The sequence below is a fragment of the Clostridium kluyveri genome, from assembly GCF_001902295.1.
Classification (GTDB): domain Bacteria; phylum Bacillota; class Clostridia; order Clostridiales; family Clostridiaceae; genus Clostridium_B; species Clostridium_B kluyveri_B.
The window spans coordinates 2,511,249-2,529,039 of the sequence record NZ_CP018335.1; the positions used below are offsets into that span (position 1 = coordinate 2,511,249).

At 30.7% G+C, this 17,791-nt stretch carries 23 protein-coding genes and 2 pseudogenes; 16 read left to right on the forward strand and 9 right to left on the reverse strand.

Going from position 1 to position 17,791, the window contains the following annotated elements; genetic code table 11:
* Window positions 1-3 precede the first annotated feature (3 nt).
* The 3 genes from BS101_RS12160 to BS101_RS12170 all read right to left on the reverse strand — a co-directional run bounded on the left by BS101_RS12160 (window position 4) and on the right by BS101_RS12170 (window position 809).
* Window positions 4-204: a helix-turn-helix domain-containing protein gene (locus BS101_RS12160; RefSeq protein WP_073539065.1), complete on the reverse strand. Its 201-nt coding sequence runs from the start codon at window positions 202-204 to the stop codon at window positions 4-6.
* A gap of 46 nt (window positions 205-250) precedes the next feature.
* Window positions 251-454 (reverse strand): hypothetical protein, encoded by a 204-nt coding sequence (locus BS101_RS12165; RefSeq protein WP_073539066.1) that lies wholly within the window; start codon window positions 452-454, stop codon window positions 251-253.
* An 85-nt stretch (window positions 455-539) separates the two neighbouring features.
* On the reverse strand, window positions 540-809 hold the full coding sequence (locus tag BS101_RS12170; protein WP_073539067.1) for a hypothetical protein: 270 nt from the start codon (window positions 807-809) through the stop codon (window positions 540-542).
* Between the two features lie 206 nt (window positions 810-1,015).
* On the opposite strand from BS101_RS12170, the gene BS101_RS12175 reads away from it, so the two are divergent.
* The gene (locus BS101_RS12175; RefSeq protein WP_073539068.1) at window positions 1,016-1,438 is read left to right on the forward strand and encodes a helix-turn-helix domain-containing protein; all 423 of its coding nucleotides are present in this window, start codon (window positions 1,016-1,018) and stop codon (window positions 1,436-1,438) included.
* A 1-nt stretch (window position 1,439) separates the two neighbouring features.
* Here BS101_RS12175 and BS101_RS22765 read toward each other — a convergent pair whose 3' ends face one another.
* Window positions 1,440-1,580, reverse strand: coding sequence for a hypothetical protein (locus BS101_RS22765; RefSeq protein WP_156876043.1), 141 nt, complete (start codon window positions 1,578-1,580; stop codon window positions 1,440-1,442).
* A 252-nt stretch (window positions 1,581-1,832) separates the two neighbouring features.
* Between BS101_RS22765 and BS101_RS12180 the strand changes: the two genes are divergently transcribed.
* From BS101_RS12180 to BS101_RS12190, 3 genes are all read left to right on the forward strand, one after another.
* The gene (locus tag BS101_RS12180) at window positions 1,833-2,084 is read left to right on the forward strand and encodes a helix-turn-helix domain-containing protein (RefSeq protein WP_073539069.1); all 252 of its coding nucleotides are present in this window, start codon (window positions 1,833-1,835) and stop codon (window positions 2,082-2,084) included.
* A gap of 111 nt (window positions 2,085-2,195) precedes the next feature.
* A complete protein-coding gene (locus tag BS101_RS23310; protein WP_198039473.1) occupies window positions 2,196-2,357 on the forward strand; it encodes a hypothetical protein in 162 nt (53 codons plus the stop codon).
* A 58-nt stretch (window positions 2,358-2,415) separates the two neighbouring features.
* Window positions 2,416-3,507 carry a site-specific integrase gene (locus tag BS101_RS12190; RefSeq protein ID WP_073539071.1) on the forward strand — a complete coding sequence of 364 codons (1,092 nt, stop codon included), beginning with the start codon at window positions 2,416-2,418 and terminating at the stop codon, window positions 3,505-3,507.
* 57 nt (window positions 3,508-3,564) lie between these two features.
* Here the strand turns inward: BS101_RS12190 and BS101_RS12195 are convergent, their stop codons facing one another.
* Entirely contained in the window at window positions 3,565-3,825 is a 261-nt protein-coding gene (locus tag BS101_RS12195; protein ID WP_073539072.1) for an alkaline phosphatase family protein, read from the reverse strand.
* A gap of 510 nt (window positions 3,826-4,335) precedes the next feature.
* Between BS101_RS12195 and BS101_RS23315 the strand changes: the two genes are divergently transcribed.
* The 9 genes and pseudogenes from BS101_RS23315 (at window position 4,336) to BS101_RS23325 (ending at window position 11,535) form a co-directional block, all read left to right on the forward strand.
* Entirely contained in the window at window positions 4,336-5,877 is a 1,542-nt protein-coding gene (locus BS101_RS23315) for a hypothetical protein (RefSeq protein WP_198039474.1), read from the forward strand.
* Between the two features lie 14 nt (window positions 5,878-5,891).
* A complete protein-coding gene (locus BS101_RS12205; RefSeq protein ID WP_073539073.1) occupies window positions 5,892-6,107 on the forward strand; it encodes a bacteriocin immunity protein in 216 nt (71 codons plus the stop codon).
* A 428-nt stretch (window positions 6,108-6,535) separates the two neighbouring features.
* The gene (locus tag BS101_RS12210) at window positions 6,536-6,718 is read left to right on the forward strand and encodes a hypothetical protein (RefSeq protein ID WP_207649433.1); all 183 of its coding nucleotides are present in this window, start codon (window positions 6,536-6,538) and stop codon (window positions 6,716-6,718) included.
* Window positions 6,719-6,732: 14 nt separating this feature from the next.
* On the forward strand, window positions 6,733-7,191 hold the full coding sequence (locus BS101_RS12215) for a hypothetical protein (protein WP_073539075.1): 459 nt from the start codon (window positions 6,733-6,735) through the stop codon (window positions 7,189-7,191).
* A 179-nt stretch (window positions 7,192-7,370) separates the two neighbouring features.
* On the forward strand, window positions 7,371-7,565 hold the full coding sequence (locus BS101_RS12220; RefSeq protein WP_073539076.1) for a hypothetical protein: 195 nt from the start codon (window positions 7,371-7,373) through the stop codon (window positions 7,563-7,565).
* Complete coding sequence (locus tag BS101_RS23320) at window positions 7,562-8,578, forward strand: hypothetical protein (RefSeq protein ID WP_073539077.1); 1,017 nt, start codon at window positions 7,562-7,564, stop codon at window positions 8,576-8,578. The genes BS101_RS12220 and BS101_RS23320 overlap by 4 nt, the downstream gene beginning before the upstream one ends.
* A gap of 14 nt (window positions 8,579-8,592) precedes the next feature.
* Window positions 8,593-9,087 (forward strand): SMI1/KNR4 family protein, encoded by a 495-nt coding sequence (locus tag BS101_RS12230; protein WP_073539078.1) that lies wholly within the window; start codon window positions 8,593-8,595, stop codon window positions 9,085-9,087.
* A 573-nt stretch (window positions 9,088-9,660) separates the two neighbouring features.
* Window positions 9,661-10,431, forward strand: a pseudogene (locus tag BS101_RS22355) (IS5 family transposase).
* Window positions 10,432-10,644: 213 nt separating this feature from the next.
* Window positions 10,645-11,535: a transposase gene (locus BS101_RS23325; protein ID WP_242951484.1), complete on the forward strand. Its 891-nt coding sequence runs from the start codon at window positions 10,645-10,647 to the stop codon at window positions 11,533-11,535.
* A gap of 188 nt (window positions 11,536-11,723) precedes the next feature.
* Here BS101_RS23325 and BS101_RS24595 read toward each other — a convergent pair.
* Window positions 11,724-11,962 (reverse strand): annotated as a pseudogene (locus BS101_RS24595) (transposase); the annotation flags it as partial.
* Window positions 11,963-12,058: 96 nt separating this feature from the next.
* Here BS101_RS24595 and BS101_RS12250 point away from each other — a divergent pair.
* The 3 genes from BS101_RS12250 (at window position 12,059) to BS101_RS12260 (ending at window position 15,293) form a co-directional block, all read left to right on the forward strand.
* Window positions 12,059-13,717, forward strand: a complete 1,659-nt coding sequence (locus BS101_RS12250) for an IS4 family transposase (RefSeq protein ID WP_073539080.1) — start codon at window positions 12,059-12,061, stop codon at window positions 13,715-13,717.
* Window positions 13,698-14,591 carry an IS982 family transposase gene (locus BS101_RS12255; RefSeq protein WP_073539081.1) on the forward strand — a complete coding sequence of 298 codons (894 nt, stop codon included), beginning with the start codon at window positions 13,698-13,700 and terminating at the stop codon, window positions 14,589-14,591. The genes BS101_RS12250 and BS101_RS12255 overlap by 20 nt, the downstream gene beginning before the upstream one ends.
* A 321-nt stretch (window positions 14,592-14,912) precedes the next feature.
* Window positions 14,913-15,293 (forward strand): L,D-transpeptidase, encoded by a 381-nt coding sequence (locus tag BS101_RS12260; protein ID WP_073539082.1) that lies wholly within the window; start codon window positions 14,913-14,915, stop codon window positions 15,291-15,293.
* 77 nt (window positions 15,294-15,370) lie between these two features.
* On the opposite strand, the gene BS101_RS12265 is transcribed toward BS101_RS12260, so the two are convergent.
* The 3 genes from BS101_RS12265 to BS101_RS12275 are packed head-to-tail and all read right to left on the reverse strand — an operon-like array spanning window position 15,371 to window position 17,676.
* The gene (locus tag BS101_RS12265; protein WP_073539083.1) at window positions 15,371-15,835 is read right to left on the reverse strand and encodes a chemotaxis protein CheX; all 465 of its coding nucleotides are present in this window, start codon (window positions 15,833-15,835) and stop codon (window positions 15,371-15,373) included.
* Window positions 15,817-16,692: a response regulator gene (locus BS101_RS12270; RefSeq protein ID WP_073539084.1), complete on the reverse strand. Its 876-nt coding sequence runs from the start codon at window positions 16,690-16,692 to the stop codon at window positions 15,817-15,819. The genes BS101_RS12265 and BS101_RS12270 overlap by 19 nt, the downstream gene beginning before the upstream one ends.
* 54 nt (window positions 16,693-16,746) lie before the next feature.
* On the reverse strand, window positions 16,747-17,676 hold the full coding sequence (locus tag BS101_RS12275; RefSeq protein ID WP_073539085.1) for a ketopantoate reductase family protein: 930 nt from the start codon (window positions 17,674-17,676) through the stop codon (window positions 16,747-16,749).
* Between the last annotated feature and the right edge of the window lie 115 nt (window positions 17,677-17,791).

The following is a 17,791-nucleotide window of genomic DNA, read 5'->3' on the forward strand; positions in this document are numbered from 1 at the left end:
TTTTTAATCTTCTTCCATGATTGCTTTTGCTACTTCTTCGATAGACACTCCTAATCTTCTTGCTATTTTAGTAAGAATTTGCAATGAAGGATTTTTATATATGCCAGTATTAAGTCTAGATAAATAAGTAAACGAAACGCCTTCTTCTTTAGATAATCTTCTAAATGAATATCCATGTTTTTTGCACAATGCCATTAAGCTCATGTCATACCTCCTTTCTAAAAGCAAAAGAGCCACCGGCTCGATACATTCAACTAGTATCGTCTGGTGGCTTCTGCGCTCTGGCATCTCGTGCTCTGGCATCTGAGCTCTGGCTCTCTATATCATTTTTTATTTCTATCTCTCTGTTGCAGTGTTTATTTCTACATTTTATAAATACTCCTGAAATATTTTGGGTATCATCTATCATTGCGAGCTTTTTCCCACAGTATGGGCATTCATACCATACCTTCATAATAATCCCCCTATCACATATCTTTTACACTTGAAGCAAATTTCATTCTATGTACTCCTTTCTTTCTAAAATTTTAGTTTTAAATTTATGTACTTTCTTTAATTATAAATTCCTTATCATTGGAGTCTATGATTATATCTGATTTAAGTAATTTATAAGCTATAACTTCACCTCTTTTCCTTAAATCCAGAAACTCATCATTGATTTCCAACGCATCTGCAAAGAAAACCATACCCAAAAATCTAACCTTGTTAGGCAAATCTATTTTGATATTTTCTTCAAAGCTTAAATGTTTAATCAAACTATCATCTCCTTTAGCTTTTGAACAAGCTGTGTTATAATCAACTTGTATCATTTACCTTTTTCAACTTTGTTTTCCCTCCTTGGTACAATTTTATATTACAGTATACTCTAACATAAATCAAAGTTCATATTACCGTATACTGTAACATTAGCTTTTAATATCTTTTCTTTTCTATATTTTTCTTTAAATATCTTCCATTTTAAAAATTATTATGTTAGAATAAATTAGCGTATACTATAACACTAAGGGGTAATGATATGTCTATAAGTGAAAATTTAAAAAGAGCAAGAAATGCGAAAGGCTTGTCGCAAAGAGGCTTAGCTGAAAAAGCTAATGTTAGTTATACCTATATTAACAGAATCGAAAGAGAAGTTTATAAAAATCCTTCATATGAACTTTTAAATAAATTGGCAATAGCTTTAGAAATTCCTGTAGAAAGTTTATACAAAGAAAATAACGAAAAGGAATTATCTTTACTTGAAATTCTACAAGGAATTTATGAAAATACGCCTGACATGAAAGAAACCATAGTAGGCCAACTTGTTAAAGGGTTAATAGAAAATGATTTAATGAATCCAGATGGTACTATACCTAAACAAGTTGACAAACAGGTTAAAGATTTAATAATTGAAGCTTCGAGACTTCAAGCCATATCTAAAAATATAAAGAAAGGTGAATAATTCATTTATCTTTCTTTATATTTTTGAGTGTGTTTAGATCAAAAAGGGTTATAGGGTGATTCTTCAAAAACTTCTTATAGGAATTAATTACATGAAGTAAATTTTCCTCTTTAAGTTCATTTATTTCTTTATCATTTTTCATTAGATTACCCCCTAAAAATATATCTCAATATTATATATGAAAATGTGTGAAAATTATGTAATACCCTTGGCTCTATTATAAACCCACCCTTGTCCTAATGATTAGGACAAGCCAATATTTTGATTATTTCAGTCGACATCATTGTCGCATATAGTTCCCTTGTATATACACTTGTAAACATTTACCACTATTTTTATATTAATTTTTAATTTAAAATAGATATACGGTAAAATTGTCGAATGGAGGAATATTATGCAAATGATGATTAAGAAATATAGAGAAGAAAAAGGATTATCTTTAAGGCAATTGGCAAAATCGGCGGGTATTTCTAGAAGTCAATTGAGTTATATAGAAAATAGAGAGAGTGAGTATTTAAAAAAATTGAAAAGAATAGCTAAGCATTTGGAAGTATGCACAAAAGATTTATTTGTGAATTGCTGTGACATAAAAGAAGAATGTGACTATAAATGCGCAAACTGTTGTCACCGTAAAAGGGGAATTTGACATTGCTAAAAGGTTTGCAACCTTATGCAACTATATGCAACTTTAACGTTAAAGTTTCAAACCTTTTATATACTTTATTTGAAATCTAAAGTATATAAAGCAGGTGAAACAATGATAAAAAAAGAAAATATTAGAATAGCAGCTATAATTCCTCGGAAAGTTTATAAAAAACTTATAAAAGAGGCTGAATATGAAGATAGATCATTAAGTAATATGGTATGTAAAATATTAAAAGAACGATATAATTATAAAGATGATAAAGAAGATGAATAAAGAAGTCTAGAGAGGGCTTCTTTATATCATATATAATTTTATAAAGGAGTTGGTTAAAATGCAATACAATATTATATACAGAGAAAAGGATGGCAGTTGGCAATATATAATTTCCTACAAAGATATAAATGGAAAATGGAAACAAAAAAGTAAACAGGGGTTTCCGCTAAATAGAGAAGGTAAGCGAAAGGCAAAAGATAAAGCGTTGGAAGCACTTAAGGAATTAGAACAAACAATAGGGCAAAATGTAGATATTAATACTGAATATGAGAATATTACTTTTAAAGAGTTCTCTCACATGTTCTTAAGTCACGAGAGACTATATAAGGAGGGTAATACATTAAGAAGATACAATACAAGCATAAAAGCTTTTGATAGCCTTTTTGACGCTAAAATAGTAGATATCAAACCGTTGCATGTGCAAGAATGTATTGACAATCTAATAAAAAGGGAACTAAAGGCATCCACTATAAAATTATATATAAGAGGAATTAAATTAGTATTTGATTATGCTATCAATCTAAATATAATATTATTAAATCCAGTTACCAAATTGCAGGTACCTAAAGATAAATCAAATAGCGATAAAAAAGCATTAACAGTAGATGAGCTAGATGATCTTTTGAGCAAAATAGAAAACAGAAAGTTTTATATAATATCTATGATTGCAGGAAAATGTGGCTTACGTTTTGGAGAAATTATGGGGCTTACTTGGGATGATGTAGATTTCCAAAATAAACTAATTAAAATTAATAAACAATGGAAAGTATTAACTAATAATAAATATGGGTATGGGGAATTAAAAAGTAGAAATTCTAAAAGAGAAGTGCATATACCTAAAACCGTTAGGATTGAATTGAAAAAATACAAAAATGAATGTGGTATAAATAAGAATAGAAGAATTTTTAATAATATCAATAATATTTCTCTATCACGTAATCTTATGCGTAATTATAAAAAAGCCGGCTATAATATAACGGTGCACGAATTGCGGCATACCTATGCTACTAATCTTGTGGCCGGCGGGATGGATTATCCATCTGTAGCTAAAATAATGGGACATGATGTAAAACAAACCATGGATACTTATTCACACGTAACTAAAGATATGATAAATAGAGCGTCAAAATTAATTGACGAAATTTTTTAATTCTAAATTTTTGACGAATTTTTGACGTATGAATTTTAACCCCTTTGAAATAAGGGCTTAGAGACATTTTGTCTGATTCCAAAAACAAGTTATACCATGAGTATTTGGAAATGCTCCCGTAGCTAAAGATGCCCAGTTAGGAGGGGTAATTGCCGGCAATACACTTCTCATAGAATAATCTTTTGTTGTAACACCGCTGGATATTACTTTCTTGAAATTCGGTAACTTACCTTCCTTTATATACTTCTCAACTAACATTGGATCCGCACCATCTAATCCTAATAAAAGTACTTTCTTAGCTTTTACCTGACTATTCAATATCTTATACCTCCTCGTAAGCCTAAAAAAGCTGGATAACAAGTTACTATATAGTATTTTAATTACTATATAAAACCTGCCTCCAGCTTTCTGGTCAACAACTCTATTTAAATGTAAAAATTACATAATAAAGACAATACATTTTACATTTTTAATATAGATACATACTATAGCATTTAATATATACTGTCAATTAACTAATATTTATACCCCCAATAACTTTCATTTATTTATACAAAAAATTCAATAAAAAAATTAGATTTTAAACCTCTTCTTTTGTCAACACCTCATTCACACTTTCAGTTCTATAACCTAGTACATCTAAAGCAACATATACAAATCCTATAGGCGTTAATTTTTTTACGGTTACAAATATTTTACAGCATCAAGGAATAATAAAACAATATTGACATGCATCTACAAAAACATTAAAATAAAGGAAATACATGAATATTAATGTAAAAATTAGATATATATTGCTAATGTTAAAGTACATAGGGGGGAAAGTAAATGGATTTTAAATTAGATATAGGGGAATTAACTAATACAATAAATGAAGATGAAAACATTATAAAGACATTAGAAGAAGAAAAAGAAAATATAAATAAAACTATCGCAGAGCTTACTGAAGCTGGATGGTCAGGTGAAGCAAAAGATAAATTTATGGAAGAGCATATTAAAAAACAGGAGTCTTATACAAATTTAATAGAAGATATAAAGTATACGAAAAATGCTTTAGAAAATGAAGAAAAGCCAAGGGCAGTTAGATTAAAAAAGCAAAGTGAGGATTTCGTAAACTGCATAAAAAGAAGTGCAGGAGGAGCAGCCCTTACAAATGATGATACAGGAGTTATTTCGCTCCAATATGAAGGACAACCTAGAATAAATAACAATGTTGATGAATGTATAGATAATTATAAAAAGATGAATTCTAAACTTGAAGAAATATTAAATTTAGCAAATAGTTTAACTTTTACATCATTCCCAATTGCAGATGATATCCTCAATTTACAAAATTCACTTAAAAATCAAACAACAAGTTTGACAGAATTTAAAGATTCATTTAATGAATATTGTAATGGTGTAAGAGATATGGAAGAAAATATATGTTCCGTATTTTCAAAAATATCAGGAATAACTGTAGGGATATCTGAATTCAGGGGTGTTTCTGCTATTTCAGAAAATGGACAAGTAGATAAGAATAAAGTAATACAATTAATGCTAAAAAATCCAAAGGATTTGACTAATGGGGAAAAAGAGTTATTATCATATGTAGAAAAAGTACTAAGTAAAGATGAATATAAGAAAATAAAAGAAACCGTATTTACATATGAAGAAGCAGAAAAATATATTAAGAGTGATATTTTAGGACTTAATGTAGGACTTAAGACATATTTTCCAAATGAGATATCTAATTTGCCTAAACAAATAACTTATGAAAAAGATGGATATATTTATACTTATGTTTTAACAGAAAATTCTCCACTTACATTTAATGGAGTAGAACTTTCTGATGATGATATAATGACAAAAGATGGTCAAGTGATTAGCAATAAATTATATGGTTATAAACTTTTTTATACTAATGAACCAAAGATATCAGCAGGGACTGTTTTTGTTTCACCTACAAAGGGATCGGCTGACCCTAGAAATGTGTCAGAAATTGCAAGTGGTGGTGAAAATCTATCAAATCCACTTAAGTCAATGAGAGGTTCGAATGGTAATATAGGGTTAGTACCAAAAGAAGTTGCTGATAACTTAGGGGGGAGAGAATTCAGTAATTTTGATGAATTTAGAAAAGCCTTCTGGAAAGAATATTCTAATTCAAGTTATGCAAGTGAATTTAGCAAGTCAAATATTAAGAGAATGAGTCAAGGATTAGCACCAAAAGCGCCTGCATCACAACAATATGGAAAAATTTCAAGTTATGTACTTCATCATAAAAATCCAATTTATAATGGCGGAGGAGTATATGATTTAGATAATATAGTGATATCTTCTCCAAGAATGCATCAAGAAATATTAGATAAGGGATTCCATTTTAATAAATAAGGGAGTGAAAATATATGCTAGAAAAATTAACAAGAGAAGAACTGATAAGTTTAGTGAGTAAAATAGTGGAATGTGAAGGAACGGAAGAAGAGATTGATGAAATGATAGAAATTGTAAAAAGAAATGTTCCGCACCCAGAGGTAAGTGATTTAATATATTGGAATGAAGAAGAACTTACTCCTAAGCAAATAGTTGATATAGCACTAGCTTATAAGCCAATACAACTTTAGTAAGTTGAGTTTCTCAACATTTCGCTGCATAAATAGTGTTGATGTAGCTACATAATTAAAGAAAACTTAAAAGAGCTATAAATTCAATACTAGTAAGAAAATAGCTATATGCATAATTTCAATAATACAGTGAGAAAAGACTAAATGAACTAGCTGAAAATAAGTAGGCTAGTTCATTGCTTTTTATAGTGATAAAAAAGTCATAGATTCTGAAAACAGTAGACTGTACCACTAAAAGATAATAAGACAGACTCAGTATCAGGGGGCGACAGATGCTGCAAAGAAAGTTAGTACAAACTATAAAGAAACTTTCTTTGAGAAACATCCTGACTTAAGAGGAGAAGTTGTAGCATCATTCTGTCGAACAACAGGTATTAAGAAAGTATCCAGGGCTTTTTACAGAGGAAGAGATGCCTTCATATGAAAGTTTGAGAGGAATTCCGAATGAGGTAAACAGTGAAGTCCACTTATCAAAGATTAGAATTGAATGGAATAAATTCTATAAAGATATTGCTAAAGGTAAAATTGAAGTTACAAAAGAAAACTTTTTAAATAAAGCAAAAGAAATAGATGAAAAATTCGGAGATAAATTTAATCCGAAAATGAAATAGGAGGATAAAGTTATATGGATATGTTTAGGCTTGAACCAGAAGTTGCAGGTGAAATAGGAGAAAACTCTAAGATAAAGTATGAAGGAGGAATGCTGAGTGAGGTAGAATTCTTGCATTATGAATTTGCAGGATGGTTAGGAGATGAAATATTAACATCTTATCCTTGCTTTATAGTGAGTGAGAATATTGTCGATGATATTTTAAAGAGTAATTTAAAAGGATATAGATTTGAGGATATAGAAATATCAACATCTGATGAATTTAAAGAAATGTATCCAAATAGGACTATACCAAATTTCAAAAGATTAATTCCTTTAGGAAAAGTAATTGTAAGCGATGAAAAAATAGTTCAGTTTTCTGATGACGATTTTTGCTTAGAAGATAATGTAGAATTGGTAGTTAGCTATAAGGCATTAGAAATATTAAAAAGGCACAAGATGGAATATTGTGAAATAACTCCTTTAAGTTGCTAAGGTAAAGTTAATACAAAATAGGAGAAAAATATGCTACATAAAATTGATACTTTAAGTAGCTTATTAAAATTAATGAAATGCAAATTGAATTTTACTGCATAACTTCAGTAATGCAGTGAACTGTAACTAAAAGAAAAATTAGATATATATTATAACAATGATAAGAGTCAATATTTCAAATGAAGAAGCATTGGCTCTTTTTCCATGTAAAGAAATTGAAAGGAATAAAGATGATGTGGCAATTAATTGAAGATTTCAAGATGAGCCTAATTGAGGATGGTAAGAGCCCTAAAACAATAGAAAGCTATGTTGGAGATACTTCTGCCTTTGTAGCTTTTCTTGAGAATAGAGGAGTAGACTTCACAGGAGAATGAAAAGATTCTACATCACCAGCTATAGGAACTACCTCATTGAAAATCGATATGAGCTATCAACTAAAAATCAAACAACAAGTTTGACAGAATTTAAAGATTCATTTAATTTATATTGTAATGGTGTAAGAGATATGGAAGAAAATATATGTTCAGTATTTTCAAAAATATCAGGAATAACTGTAGGAATATCTGAATTCAGGAGTATTTCTTCTATCTCAGAAAATGGACAAGTAGATAAGAATAAGGTAATGCAGTTAATGTTAAAGAATCCAAATGACTTGACTAATGGAGAAAAAGAGTTATTATCATATGTAGAAAAAGTACTAAGTAAAGATGAATATAAGAAAATAAAAGAAACCGTATTTACATATGAAGAAGCAGAAAAATATATTAAGGGTGATATTTTAGGACTTAATGTAGGACTTAAGACATATTTTCCAAATGAGATATCTAATTTGCCTAAACAAATAACTTATGAAAAAGATGGATATATTTATACTTATGTTTTAACAGAAAATTCTCCACTTACATTTAATGGAGTAGAACTTTCTGATGATGATATAATGATAAAAGATGGTCAAGTGATTAGCAATAAATTATATGGGTATAAACTTTTTTATACTAATGAACCAAAGATATCAGCAGGGACTGTTTTTGTTTCACCTACAAAGGGAGCGGGTAAAGCTGAAACTAAAACCTTAAATGAATGGTTAAAGGATTCACCTGACTTGCTCGATGAAACTAAACAGTGGTATAATGAAAAACCAGAATGGTGGAGTATTAACCCAGATAAGACAGAAGTTTTCTACAGGACTAAAGACGAGGTTGATGCAATTAGAAAATTGCCAGGTGAAAGCGGAGGCCATCATCCTCATGGTTTAGCTTTAGGTGGACCAGAAGGACAGGAATTAACTATAACTGGTGAAACAAGAACAGTTAAAAATCCAACTCATAGTCAAATTACTGGACTTCAAAGAAGAGTTATAAGAGAAATAAAGAAAAATACGAAATGATAGGGGGGAATTTAATGAAAGACAGAATTGAAAAGTTTTTAAAGTGGGCTGAAGATAATGGTTGGAATGTTAAACGACATCAAAATACTGATGTATGCTTGCCAGATAACATAATTAGTCGTTATCCTAGTATTTCTAAGGAGTATATAGAATTTCTGAAATCAGTAAATGTTTGCATTGCTCCGGATGATAGTTCATGGTTCTTATGTCTAGACGATTATAATGGAGTAAGTGATTCTGCGTATTCTTGGAATGAAATAGAAAAATTGTGCTTAGAAGAAGCGGAAAATGATGAGGAATGGAAACAAGAAATAACTGAATTTTGGGATTGTCATCTACCAGTATATTTTTCAGTTAAGAGTGGATATGCTTATTATGCATTAAATACTACTGGTGAATCAGGTTCTATAGTGCATGGTTATGAACCTGAATTTGAAGAGACGGATATAGTAACAACATCTTTCGTGGATTTTTTAGATGCAATCATGAAAAATAGCATAGAAGTTTAATAGAAAAGTAAGGGTTTTAATAATGTTTTACAAGGAGTTGTAGGACAAATTTTATTGGATTCTGATGGAATTAGTGAAGATAGGTTGAACACAAATATCAATAAACTATATGAATTAGAAGGTCAATATATATACAATGTATTAGGTCGGGGGGCAATGTCATCAACTTAAAGATACACAAATTGGTAAAATGACTTTAGAGAAAATTGAAAAAATAAGATTTTTAATAAGACACCTTTATAATTAATAAAGCAACCTTTAATGGGTATGACTTATTAATTATAGAGGTGTATTTAATGAAAAAAAAATTATTTTTTACAAGGGATAAAAATCACTAATGCACTTATTGATGATATAATATTCTTGTTTGAATCAAGAAGTAAAGCAACATATTTTACAAGAATAGGGAGTAACATAATGACATTTAAGAGTATATTAATTTTCATTTTAAACTTTGTGAAGAGAAGTCTTCAAATAGAATTGGATGATTTTTTTACTAGGGTGTGTCTGAAAACATGAAGTTGCACCAAAACTAAGTTTTAGGTAAAATAGAAGAAAAACTTGGAGGTTACTATTATGGCACAAAAGCGTTATGAAATATCAGATGAACAATGGAATCAAATAAAAGACTTATTTCCAGTTGCAAAACTGGACGACCTCCAATAGATAATCGTATTATATTCAATGCTATCTTATGGATTGCAAGAAGTGGAGCACCTTGGCGTGATTTACCGGAACGTTTTGGTTCATGGAAAACCGTATATAGCCGTTTTTGTAAGTGGCGTGATAACGACACTTTATTAACCATTTTTAAGGAACTAAACTCAGAAGCTGATTATGAAAATCTAAGCATCGACTCTTCATGTGTAAAATCCCACCAGCATAGTGCTGGCGCTAAAAAGGGGCTATAAATCATGAATCAAATCAACATATTGGGCTGAGTCGTGGTGGACATACCACGAAAATACACGCAGTTGTTGACGGTATTGGTAATCCTATCTATTTTCAATTATCTCCTGGTAATTTGCATGATAGCACACTAGCTGTAGATGTTCTTTCCAATATCGATATAAAAGATAGCAATATTTTAGGTGATAAAGCCTATGGTACAAAGGAAATTAGAGAATACATTGCTTCAAAAGAAGCTTCTTATACTATTCCACCAAAATCCAATACTCAAGATCCTTGGGACTGTGACTGGTGGGTATACAAAGAACGCCATTTAGTTGAATGTTTTTTAATAAAATCAAGCATTTTCCCAGAGTTGCAACTCGTTATGACAAGCTGGCATCTTCTTTTCTTGCTTTTGTTTATCTTTCTTCTATTTTTATTTTGTCCAAATAATGTAATCTGTAGCTTGTTTTCAGACACGCTCTAATACAAATGGGATAAATTCTTATGTTACAAAACAAGCATTTTCAAAGGCAAGAAAAAAGATACTGCCTGCGGCATTTATAAAAATGAGTGACGAGATAATTAAATGGTTTTATAGAGATACTGATTTCAAAAAAATATAGGGGGTATAGATTACTTAGTATTGATGGAAGTGTATTAGAAATTAATAATACAGAGGAATTAAGAGAAGAATTTGGTTACATTGAAAATCAAAGTATAAAAGTTGCTCGTGCTAGAGGAATAGGATTATATGATGTAGAAAATGATATGATTATAACATCAGCTATAGATTATTACAGGACAGGAGAAAGAGCATCAGCTATAGAGCTGATAAACAAGCTAGAAGCACTAAGTTCTTATAATGATTTAATTTTATTTGACAGAGGGTATCCTTCAAGAGATTTTATTAGTTTTATAGGAAGTAAGAATATAAAGTATCTAATGCGTGTGTCCACTGCTTTTTTGAAATCAGTAGTTAATGTACAAGGTGAAGATCAAATAGTGGAAGTGAAATGTAAGAAAGAAATTATTAAAATTAGAGTTCTTAAATTTAAATTGGACTCAGGAGTAACAGAGATTTTAATAACAAATATATATGATAAAACTTTTACAGTAGATGACTTTAAAAAGCTATATTTCAGGCGTTGGGGTATAGAAGTAAAATACAATGAATTAAAAAGCAGGTTACAAATAGAGAACTTTAGTGGTGAAACACCAATTGCAATAAAGCAAGATTTTTATGCAACAATGTATTTATCAAATATGGTATCTCTAGCTAAAAAGGATGCTAATGCAATCATTGAAGAAAGTAATGCTGATAAGGAACTAAAGTATGAATATAAAGTAAATACTAATATTCTTACAGGTAAATTAAAGACTTCATTAGTTGTTATGCTATTAGAAAAAAATCCTAGGAAACGCCGCAAAATTTTCAATAAAATAATGGAAGAGATATCAAGAAATGTTATACCTATTCGTCCAGAAAGACAGTATGCTCCAAGGATGGCTGTCAGAGCTAATAAAAACTCATTAAATACTAAGAGGTCATTGTAACTTTACCCACAATTGCAATCATTATCTAAATCCAACTCAAAAATAGTCGTATGTTTATTAATTATACTTAATATTACTACTAATTGCAAGTTTAATATTTATAATCAGTGATATTAAATTCACTATAATTTTAGTCACTACAATCTAAACCATTCCATATTATAAATTTCCTTGGTAACGTACTTTACATTTAACAGGTGATATGCAATACCAATATAAATAAATGTGCCTTTATTCTTTCGGCTTTCTGGTGATATACCGGCCTTAGCCCAAAGTCTGTTTTTAGTGTCTTGAATGAATATTCTACATTTGTTAATGTAGTGTATAGGTTCTAGATATTTTTCACATCCAGTTCCTTATGGGTTGTTTCTATAACATAACATCCAGAAAGCACATCTTTCTCCTGTTTTTCAGGTTTTCTACCCCAATTTATTCCTTCAGCTTTTCTAGTCTCTCTGAATTCAGGGGTGTTTCTGCTATTTCAGAAAATGGACAAGTAGATAAGAATAAAGTAATACAATTAATGCTAAAAAATCCAAATGACTTGACTAATGGGGAAAAAGAGTTATTATCCTATGTAGAAAAAGTACTAAGTAAAGATGAATATAAGAAAATAAAAGAAACCGTATTTACATATGAAGAAGCAGAAAAATATATTAAGAGTGATATTTTAGGACTTAATGTAGGACTTAAGACATATTTTCCAAATGAGATATCTAATTTGCCTAAACAAATAACTAAGGAATTTAATGATGCAGCTTTTGCAGATAATAGACTAAATAAGAGGTTAACTAAAATAGCTAACTCTTTCTACGAAAACCCTGAAAGTTCAATACCTCAGGCATGTAAAAGCTATGCTGGAACACAGGCAACATATAGATTCTTTAGTAATAATAGAGTTAAACCGGAGGTAATCCTAATGAGCCATAGAGAACAAACTATCGAGCGTATGAGAAAGTATGACACTGTCTTGGCAATCCAAGATACTACCGCATTAGATTATAAAGATCATCCTGCAACTAAAGGTTTAGGTGTATATGGTAACACAGAACATGATCTTGGGTTGTTAAATCATACTACTCTTGCAGTAACAGTAGATGGTATTCCTCTTGGCATTTTATCAAGATATGTATGGACACGTAATCCAAAAGAACTTGGAAAACGGGTTACCAAACGTGAACGCTCTACATCAGATAAAGAAAGTCAAAAGTGGCTTGACGCTTTAGATTCAAGCCTCAAAGATGTTCCAAAACATATAAATGTAGTTACTGTGTGTGATCGTGAAGCTGACATTTATGATTTCTTCCATAAAGCAGTATCAGAAGAAAGAGATTTGCTCGTAAGAGTCGCTCAAAAAAGAAGAGTTCTGGAAAACGAAAAATCTCTAATTCAAGAAATTGAGAGTAGTCCTGTAATGGGTCAATTACTTATAAGTGTACCTAGAGACACTGGAAACAAACGTGCACCAAGAGAAGCTACATTATCTATGAAATATTGTCCTGTTACAATAAAACCTCCGGTTAATCGTAAAGATTCAAAGTCATTACCGAATCTTGAATTATATTTAGTTTTGGCGGAGGAGATAAATCCTCCTAAAGGAATTAAACCTATATATTGGCTTCTTTTAACAACATTACCTGTAGAAAACCTTGAACAGGCAGTTGAAAAAATCAAATGGTACAAACAACGTTGGAAAATTGAACGTTATCATTATACTTTAAAAAGTGGTTGTAATATTGAGAAACTCCAATTGGAGAGCACAGAAAGCTTGCAAAACGCCCTTGCAGTATATTCTATAGTTGCATGGAAGCTTCTTTGGTTAAAGTTCGAATCTGAGCAAAATCCAGAAGCAGCATGCGATATAGTTCTACAACAGTATGAGTGGCAAGCACTCTATTGCGTAGTTAATCGAGTTTCCATTCCACCAATGCAGCCTCCAACATTGAAGGAAGCTGTAATTATGATAGCTAAATTAGGTGGATTCCTTGGTCGTAAAAGTGATGGTCAACCAGGCGTAAAGGTTATATGGCGTGGTTTAATGTGTCTTAATAATATTAACCTGAGTTCGAAAATAAAAAAAGTATTTATAGATATAAAAAATCCCATCAAAATGTTTTATTATATAAATACAGAGAAAAAACAAAACAAAAGGATGGGATTTTATGCAAAATTTATTATTTGAAGTATTTTACGATGTTGATAACTATTGTATAGCTTTTGAAGAATACTGCCGGAGCCATTTTATAGAGGAAAACAACTGTAGTCATTTTTCAATAATAAAAAGTAGAAACTTATCGCTTAGTGAAGTCATGACAATAATCATATACTTTCACTTATCAGCCTACAGAAATTTCAAAGCCTATTATATAAAGTATGTATCAACTGTTCTAAGACCCTATTTCCCTGAGCTTGTAAGCTATAACAGGTTTGTAGAACTAATGCAGGAAACATTGCTTCCACTACTATTATACATGAGAAAATTTAGAATTGGCAAGTGTACAGGAATTTCTTTCATTGATTCCACCACTTTAGATGTATGCCATAACAGGAGAATCCATTCCCACAAGGTTTTCAAGGGAATTGCAGAAAGGGGAAAGAGTTCAACAGGATGGTTTTATGGCTTCAAACTTCATCTTGTCATAAATGACAAGGGTGAAATTCTTTCTTTCTATCTGACACCTGGGAATGTGGATGACAGGAATATAGAGGTTATAGAACAACTCTCAAAAGAACTCTACGGAAAATTATTTGGGGACAAAGGTTATTTGTCCAAGAAAATATCAGATATACTGTATTCCAAGGGGGTACAGCTCATAACAAAACTAAAAAGGAATATGAAAAACAAGTTAATGTGTATGGAAGACAAAATTATTCTTAGGAAAAGAGCTGTTATAGAGAACCTAAACGATCATTTGAAGAATGTATGTCAAATAGAGCATAGCCGTCATAGAAGCCTTACCAACTTTATGGTAAATATAGTTTCTGGACTAGCAGCATATAGTTTTCTTCCTAAAAAACCTTCCTTGAAATTGGACAAACATCTTCATTTAGCTTAATCACAATATTGCTTTAAATGTGAATAAATGTTAAATAATTTCTTCATTTGTAGTTAAATTATTTTTTGCATTTTCTATATCTATATTTATACAAAATTGTAGTTTATTTTTTCGAACTCAGGTTAATATTACAAAAGGTTGGCTTGCAGCTCGTTTACCAATTTCTTACCAATGATGTGTACAATGTATAGCTTTGAAGAAGATAGGGGAATTAGCAATGGTAGCCTTCGGATAAAAGACAGAAAGATGTATTAATAGTTAACATTAATCTTATTTTTACATACTAATAAATTAACAACAATTAATTTTTTGGAGAGTTATATGAACTTCTGTCCTTTTACAGATTATTTTTTATCTCGCAGCCCCAATCCTATATATAATATCACAATCAACAGGGCTGCCCGAAGACTTACCTTATATAGAAACGGGAAGATATATAGAACATATCCTGTAGCTGTTGGCAAAAGTGAGACCCCTACCCCTGCAGGAACATTTAGAATAATAAATAAACAGATTAATCCCGGTGGTCCCTATGGTGCCAGGTGGATGGGATTAAATGCTAGAGGTGTAGGAATACATGGTACAAATAATCCACATTCTATAGGTGGCCCTGTATCCCACGGATGTATACGAATGTATAATAAAGATGTAATAGAACTATTTAATATAGTTCCAGTAGGCACTGTAGTAAGAATCATTTAAATTTCACAATTAATTCCATGAGTATAGTCTTTTTAAAATATCCTATTGATTTTTCACAACAGGATATTTTAAATTTGTTAATTATTTTTTTCTATTGAAATGTTAATTTCAACGGGAAGATCATCTACAAATAATTCAACGCATAATATCTTGTCACTAGCGGCAGTGGCTTTAAATTTACCGTACATTAAAGTAGGTGTAGATATTTCTATATTAACACCTTCATCTGAAAATAAGGTACAGGCTCTTGCAGTTACCATATTGGTCATCTCTGAAATAGCGCTTTGAGCCATTTCATTCAATTCTTCAACAGGCATTCCCATCATCATTTTAGAGGCAATATTTTTTGCACTTTCCATGGTAACTCCATATATAATATTTCCTTTGAGATCTCCTACGATTCCAATTATAATTAACACCCCAATGCTATCTATGGTCTTATTCTTAACACTAAGTTTGCCTTTTTTTATATTACCTACGCCAAGCTGAGGCATTATATCTATAAATGAATCTATAAATGGATTTATATACCTGACATCCATTCTCCCGACCTCCTTTGAAAACCTATATTTATATAAATATCCCCAAAGTTTGTTTTAGCTGTAGAAGAAGTAGTAGTGTCTAGTTCTGCTTTAGATATATTTATAGAATTTCCATAAAATATAGTCGGAGGTGCTACTCTTAACCCCATTAATTTATTGGTCCTATTCATTACAGAAGATGCATTTCCTGCTATCATATTGGACAATTCCCCCATGATATTCAACATTTCCTCTGAACTTTTAGGTTTTCTCTTCAACATAAATGTAGAAAAGCTTTCTGCAGTATCATAGGACATGTCCAGTAACATCCTACCTGAATATTTCCCTATAATGCCCATAACAATGGATACTCCTTTAGATACATGTTCTACATTTGATTTGTCCTCTTTTTCAAATTCAGGAATGGACTTTACCAGTTTATTGAATATATCCATAAAAGCTTCTTTATATACTTTATAATATACAGCTTCCAGTTCCTTAAAAAGCTCTTCATCTGCCATTATTCTATTTATTAATAGAGAAAGCTCTTCTGGATCTGCAGGTTTTTGAATGTATCCAGAAGCATGATTTTTTCTTGCTTTTTTTACTATTTCATCATCCATCATAGAACTTACTATTATAACATTTATATTTGAATCTATATTATGAATTGCCCTGGTACATTCAATACCATCTGTTCCAGGCATAGTCATATCCATAGTTACAATATCCGGTTTAAGTTTACTTACTACTTCAATTGTTTCTTCCAGTGAAGTTGCCTCTCCCACAACTTCAAAACCATTTTCAACAAGCATATCTCTAAGCATTGCAATTGAAAATGGAGAATCATCTACAATAACTATTCTAGTTTTTTTCATTTTTGCACCAGCCTTCCTAATTTTTGTACAATAACATCTTCTATAATATATCAATTATGGAGATAACTTTTTATTATTTTCTACTACCTTTATTATGTTCAAAAATGTTTTATTAACAGGGGTATCCATGTCATATTTTTTCCCTAATTTGCAAACAGTTCCTGCAAACATATCTACTTCTGTTTTTCTTCCATATGTAATATCTTGAAACATTGAAGTCTTGCTGTCAGGATTCATAGTCTCTAATACTTTATACCATTTGTCAATATCTCCTTTATCTAAATTAACCCCCACCTTTTCAGATAATTTTACTACCTCCCACATGGCAGATTCCATAAGTTCTCTGGCCTCTTTTACCTTTTGAAATACACCATAGGTACCTTTAATTACTGCTGATGCTTGATTTATGCCTACATTTATCATAAATTTCCACCACAGTGAATGCATCATATCCCTGGGAATTTCATAGGAAATACCCGCCTTACGAAAAATTTCTTCAACAGCTTGTACCTTTTCACTATAAGTTATATTCTTTTTCTCTCCAAAAATTATACTGCCATAGCTTGAAAAATGAATATTATTTTCCCTGCGGTTAGCATCAATGGCAATACATAGTGAATACAGCACCTTGTCCATGCCATATTGCTTTCCTATAATTTCTTCACTGGTAATTCCATTCATAAGGGAAATAATAATTGTATCTTTTCCTACATGATTCTCAATATCCATGACAGCCTGTTCCAATTCATTTGCTTTTACTGAAACAATAATTAAATCCGCTGGTTCACATTTTTCCTGGGGAGATACGTATGTAAAATCATATTTTTTACCATTAATTATAAATCCATTCTTTTTATATCTATCTGCCCTTTCTCCTCCTGCTATAATCTTTATTCCTTCTGGATTCATATCATATAATTTACTGTTATACGCACATCCAATGGCGCCCAGTCCTATAGCAGATATATTTTTTATGCTTTTCATAAAAATATCTCCTCTCTTATATTAGGTGTACTTAAAAAATAGCTGCCTTAATATCTATTGTAAAACAAATGCTTCCTTTATAGTATACTTTTTTCTAAAATCATAAAAATATTTA

Coding starts and splice junctions, on each gene's coding strand:
- BS101_RS12160 (WP_073539065.1), bottom strand. CDS start 204: ATGAGCTTAATGGCATTGTGCAAAAAACATGGATATTCATTTAGAAGA.
- BS101_RS12165 (WP_073539066.1), bottom strand. CDS start 454: ATGAAGGTATGGTATGAATGCCCATACTGTGGGAAAAAGCTCGCAATG.
- BS101_RS12170 (WP_073539067.1), bottom strand. CDS start 809: ATGATACAAGTTGATTATAACACAGCTTGTTCAAAAGCTAAAGGAGAT.
- BS101_RS12175 (WP_073539068.1), top strand. CDS start 1,016: ATGTCTATAAGTGAAAATTTAAAAAGAGCAAGAAATGCGAAAGGCTTG.
- BS101_RS22765 (WP_156876043.1), bottom strand. CDS start 1,580: ATGAAAAATGATAAAGAAATAAATGAACTTAAAGAGGAAAATTTACTT.
- BS101_RS12180 (WP_073539069.1), top strand. CDS start 1,833: ATGCAAATGATGATTAAGAAATATAGAGAAGAAAAAGGATTATCTTTA.
- BS101_RS23310 (WP_198039473.1), top strand. CDS start 2,196: ATGATAAAAAAAGAAAATATTAGAATAGCAGCTATAATTCCTCGGAAA.
- BS101_RS12190 (WP_073539071.1), top strand. CDS start 2,416: ATGCAATACAATATTATATACAGAGAAAAGGATGGCAGTTGGCAATAT.
- BS101_RS23315 (WP_198039474.1), top strand. CDS start 4,336: ATGGATTTTAAATTAGATATAGGGGAATTAACTAATACAATAAATGAA.
- BS101_RS12205 (WP_073539073.1), top strand. CDS start 5,892: ATGCTAGAAAAATTAACAAGAGAAGAACTGATAAGTTTAGTGAGTAAA.
- BS101_RS12215 (WP_073539075.1), top strand. CDS start 6,733: ATGGATATGTTTAGGCTTGAACCAGAAGTTGCAGGTGAAATAGGAGAA.
- BS101_RS12220 (WP_073539076.1), top strand. CDS start 7,371: ATGAAGAAGCATTGGCTCTTTTTCCATGTAAAGAAATTGAAAGGAATA.
- BS101_RS23320 (WP_073539077.1), top strand. CDS start 7,562: ATGAAAAGATTCTACATCACCAGCTATAGGAACTACCTCATTGAAAAT.
- BS101_RS12230 (WP_073539078.1), top strand. CDS start 8,593: ATGAAAGACAGAATTGAAAAGTTTTTAAAGTGGGCTGAAGATAATGGT.
- BS101_RS12250 (WP_073539080.1), top strand. CDS start 12,059: ATGCTAAAAAATCCAAATGACTTGACTAATGGGGAAAAAGAGTTATTA.
- BS101_RS12255 (WP_073539081.1), top strand. CDS start 13,698: ATGCAAAATTTATTATTTGAAGTATTTTACGATGTTGATAACTATTGT.
- BS101_RS12260 (WP_073539082.1), top strand. CDS start 14,913: ATGAACTTCTGTCCTTTTACAGATTATTTTTTATCTCGCAGCCCCAAT.
- BS101_RS12265 (WP_073539083.1), bottom strand. CDS start 15,835: ATGGATGTCAGGTATATAAATCCATTTATAGATTCATTTATAGATATA.
- BS101_RS12270 (WP_073539084.1), bottom strand. CDS start 16,692: ATGAAAAAAACTAGAATAGTTATTGTAGATGATTCTCCATTTTCAATT.
- BS101_RS12275 (WP_073539085.1), bottom strand. CDS start 17,676: ATGAAAAGCATAAAAAATATATCTGCTATAGGACTGGGCGCCATTGGA.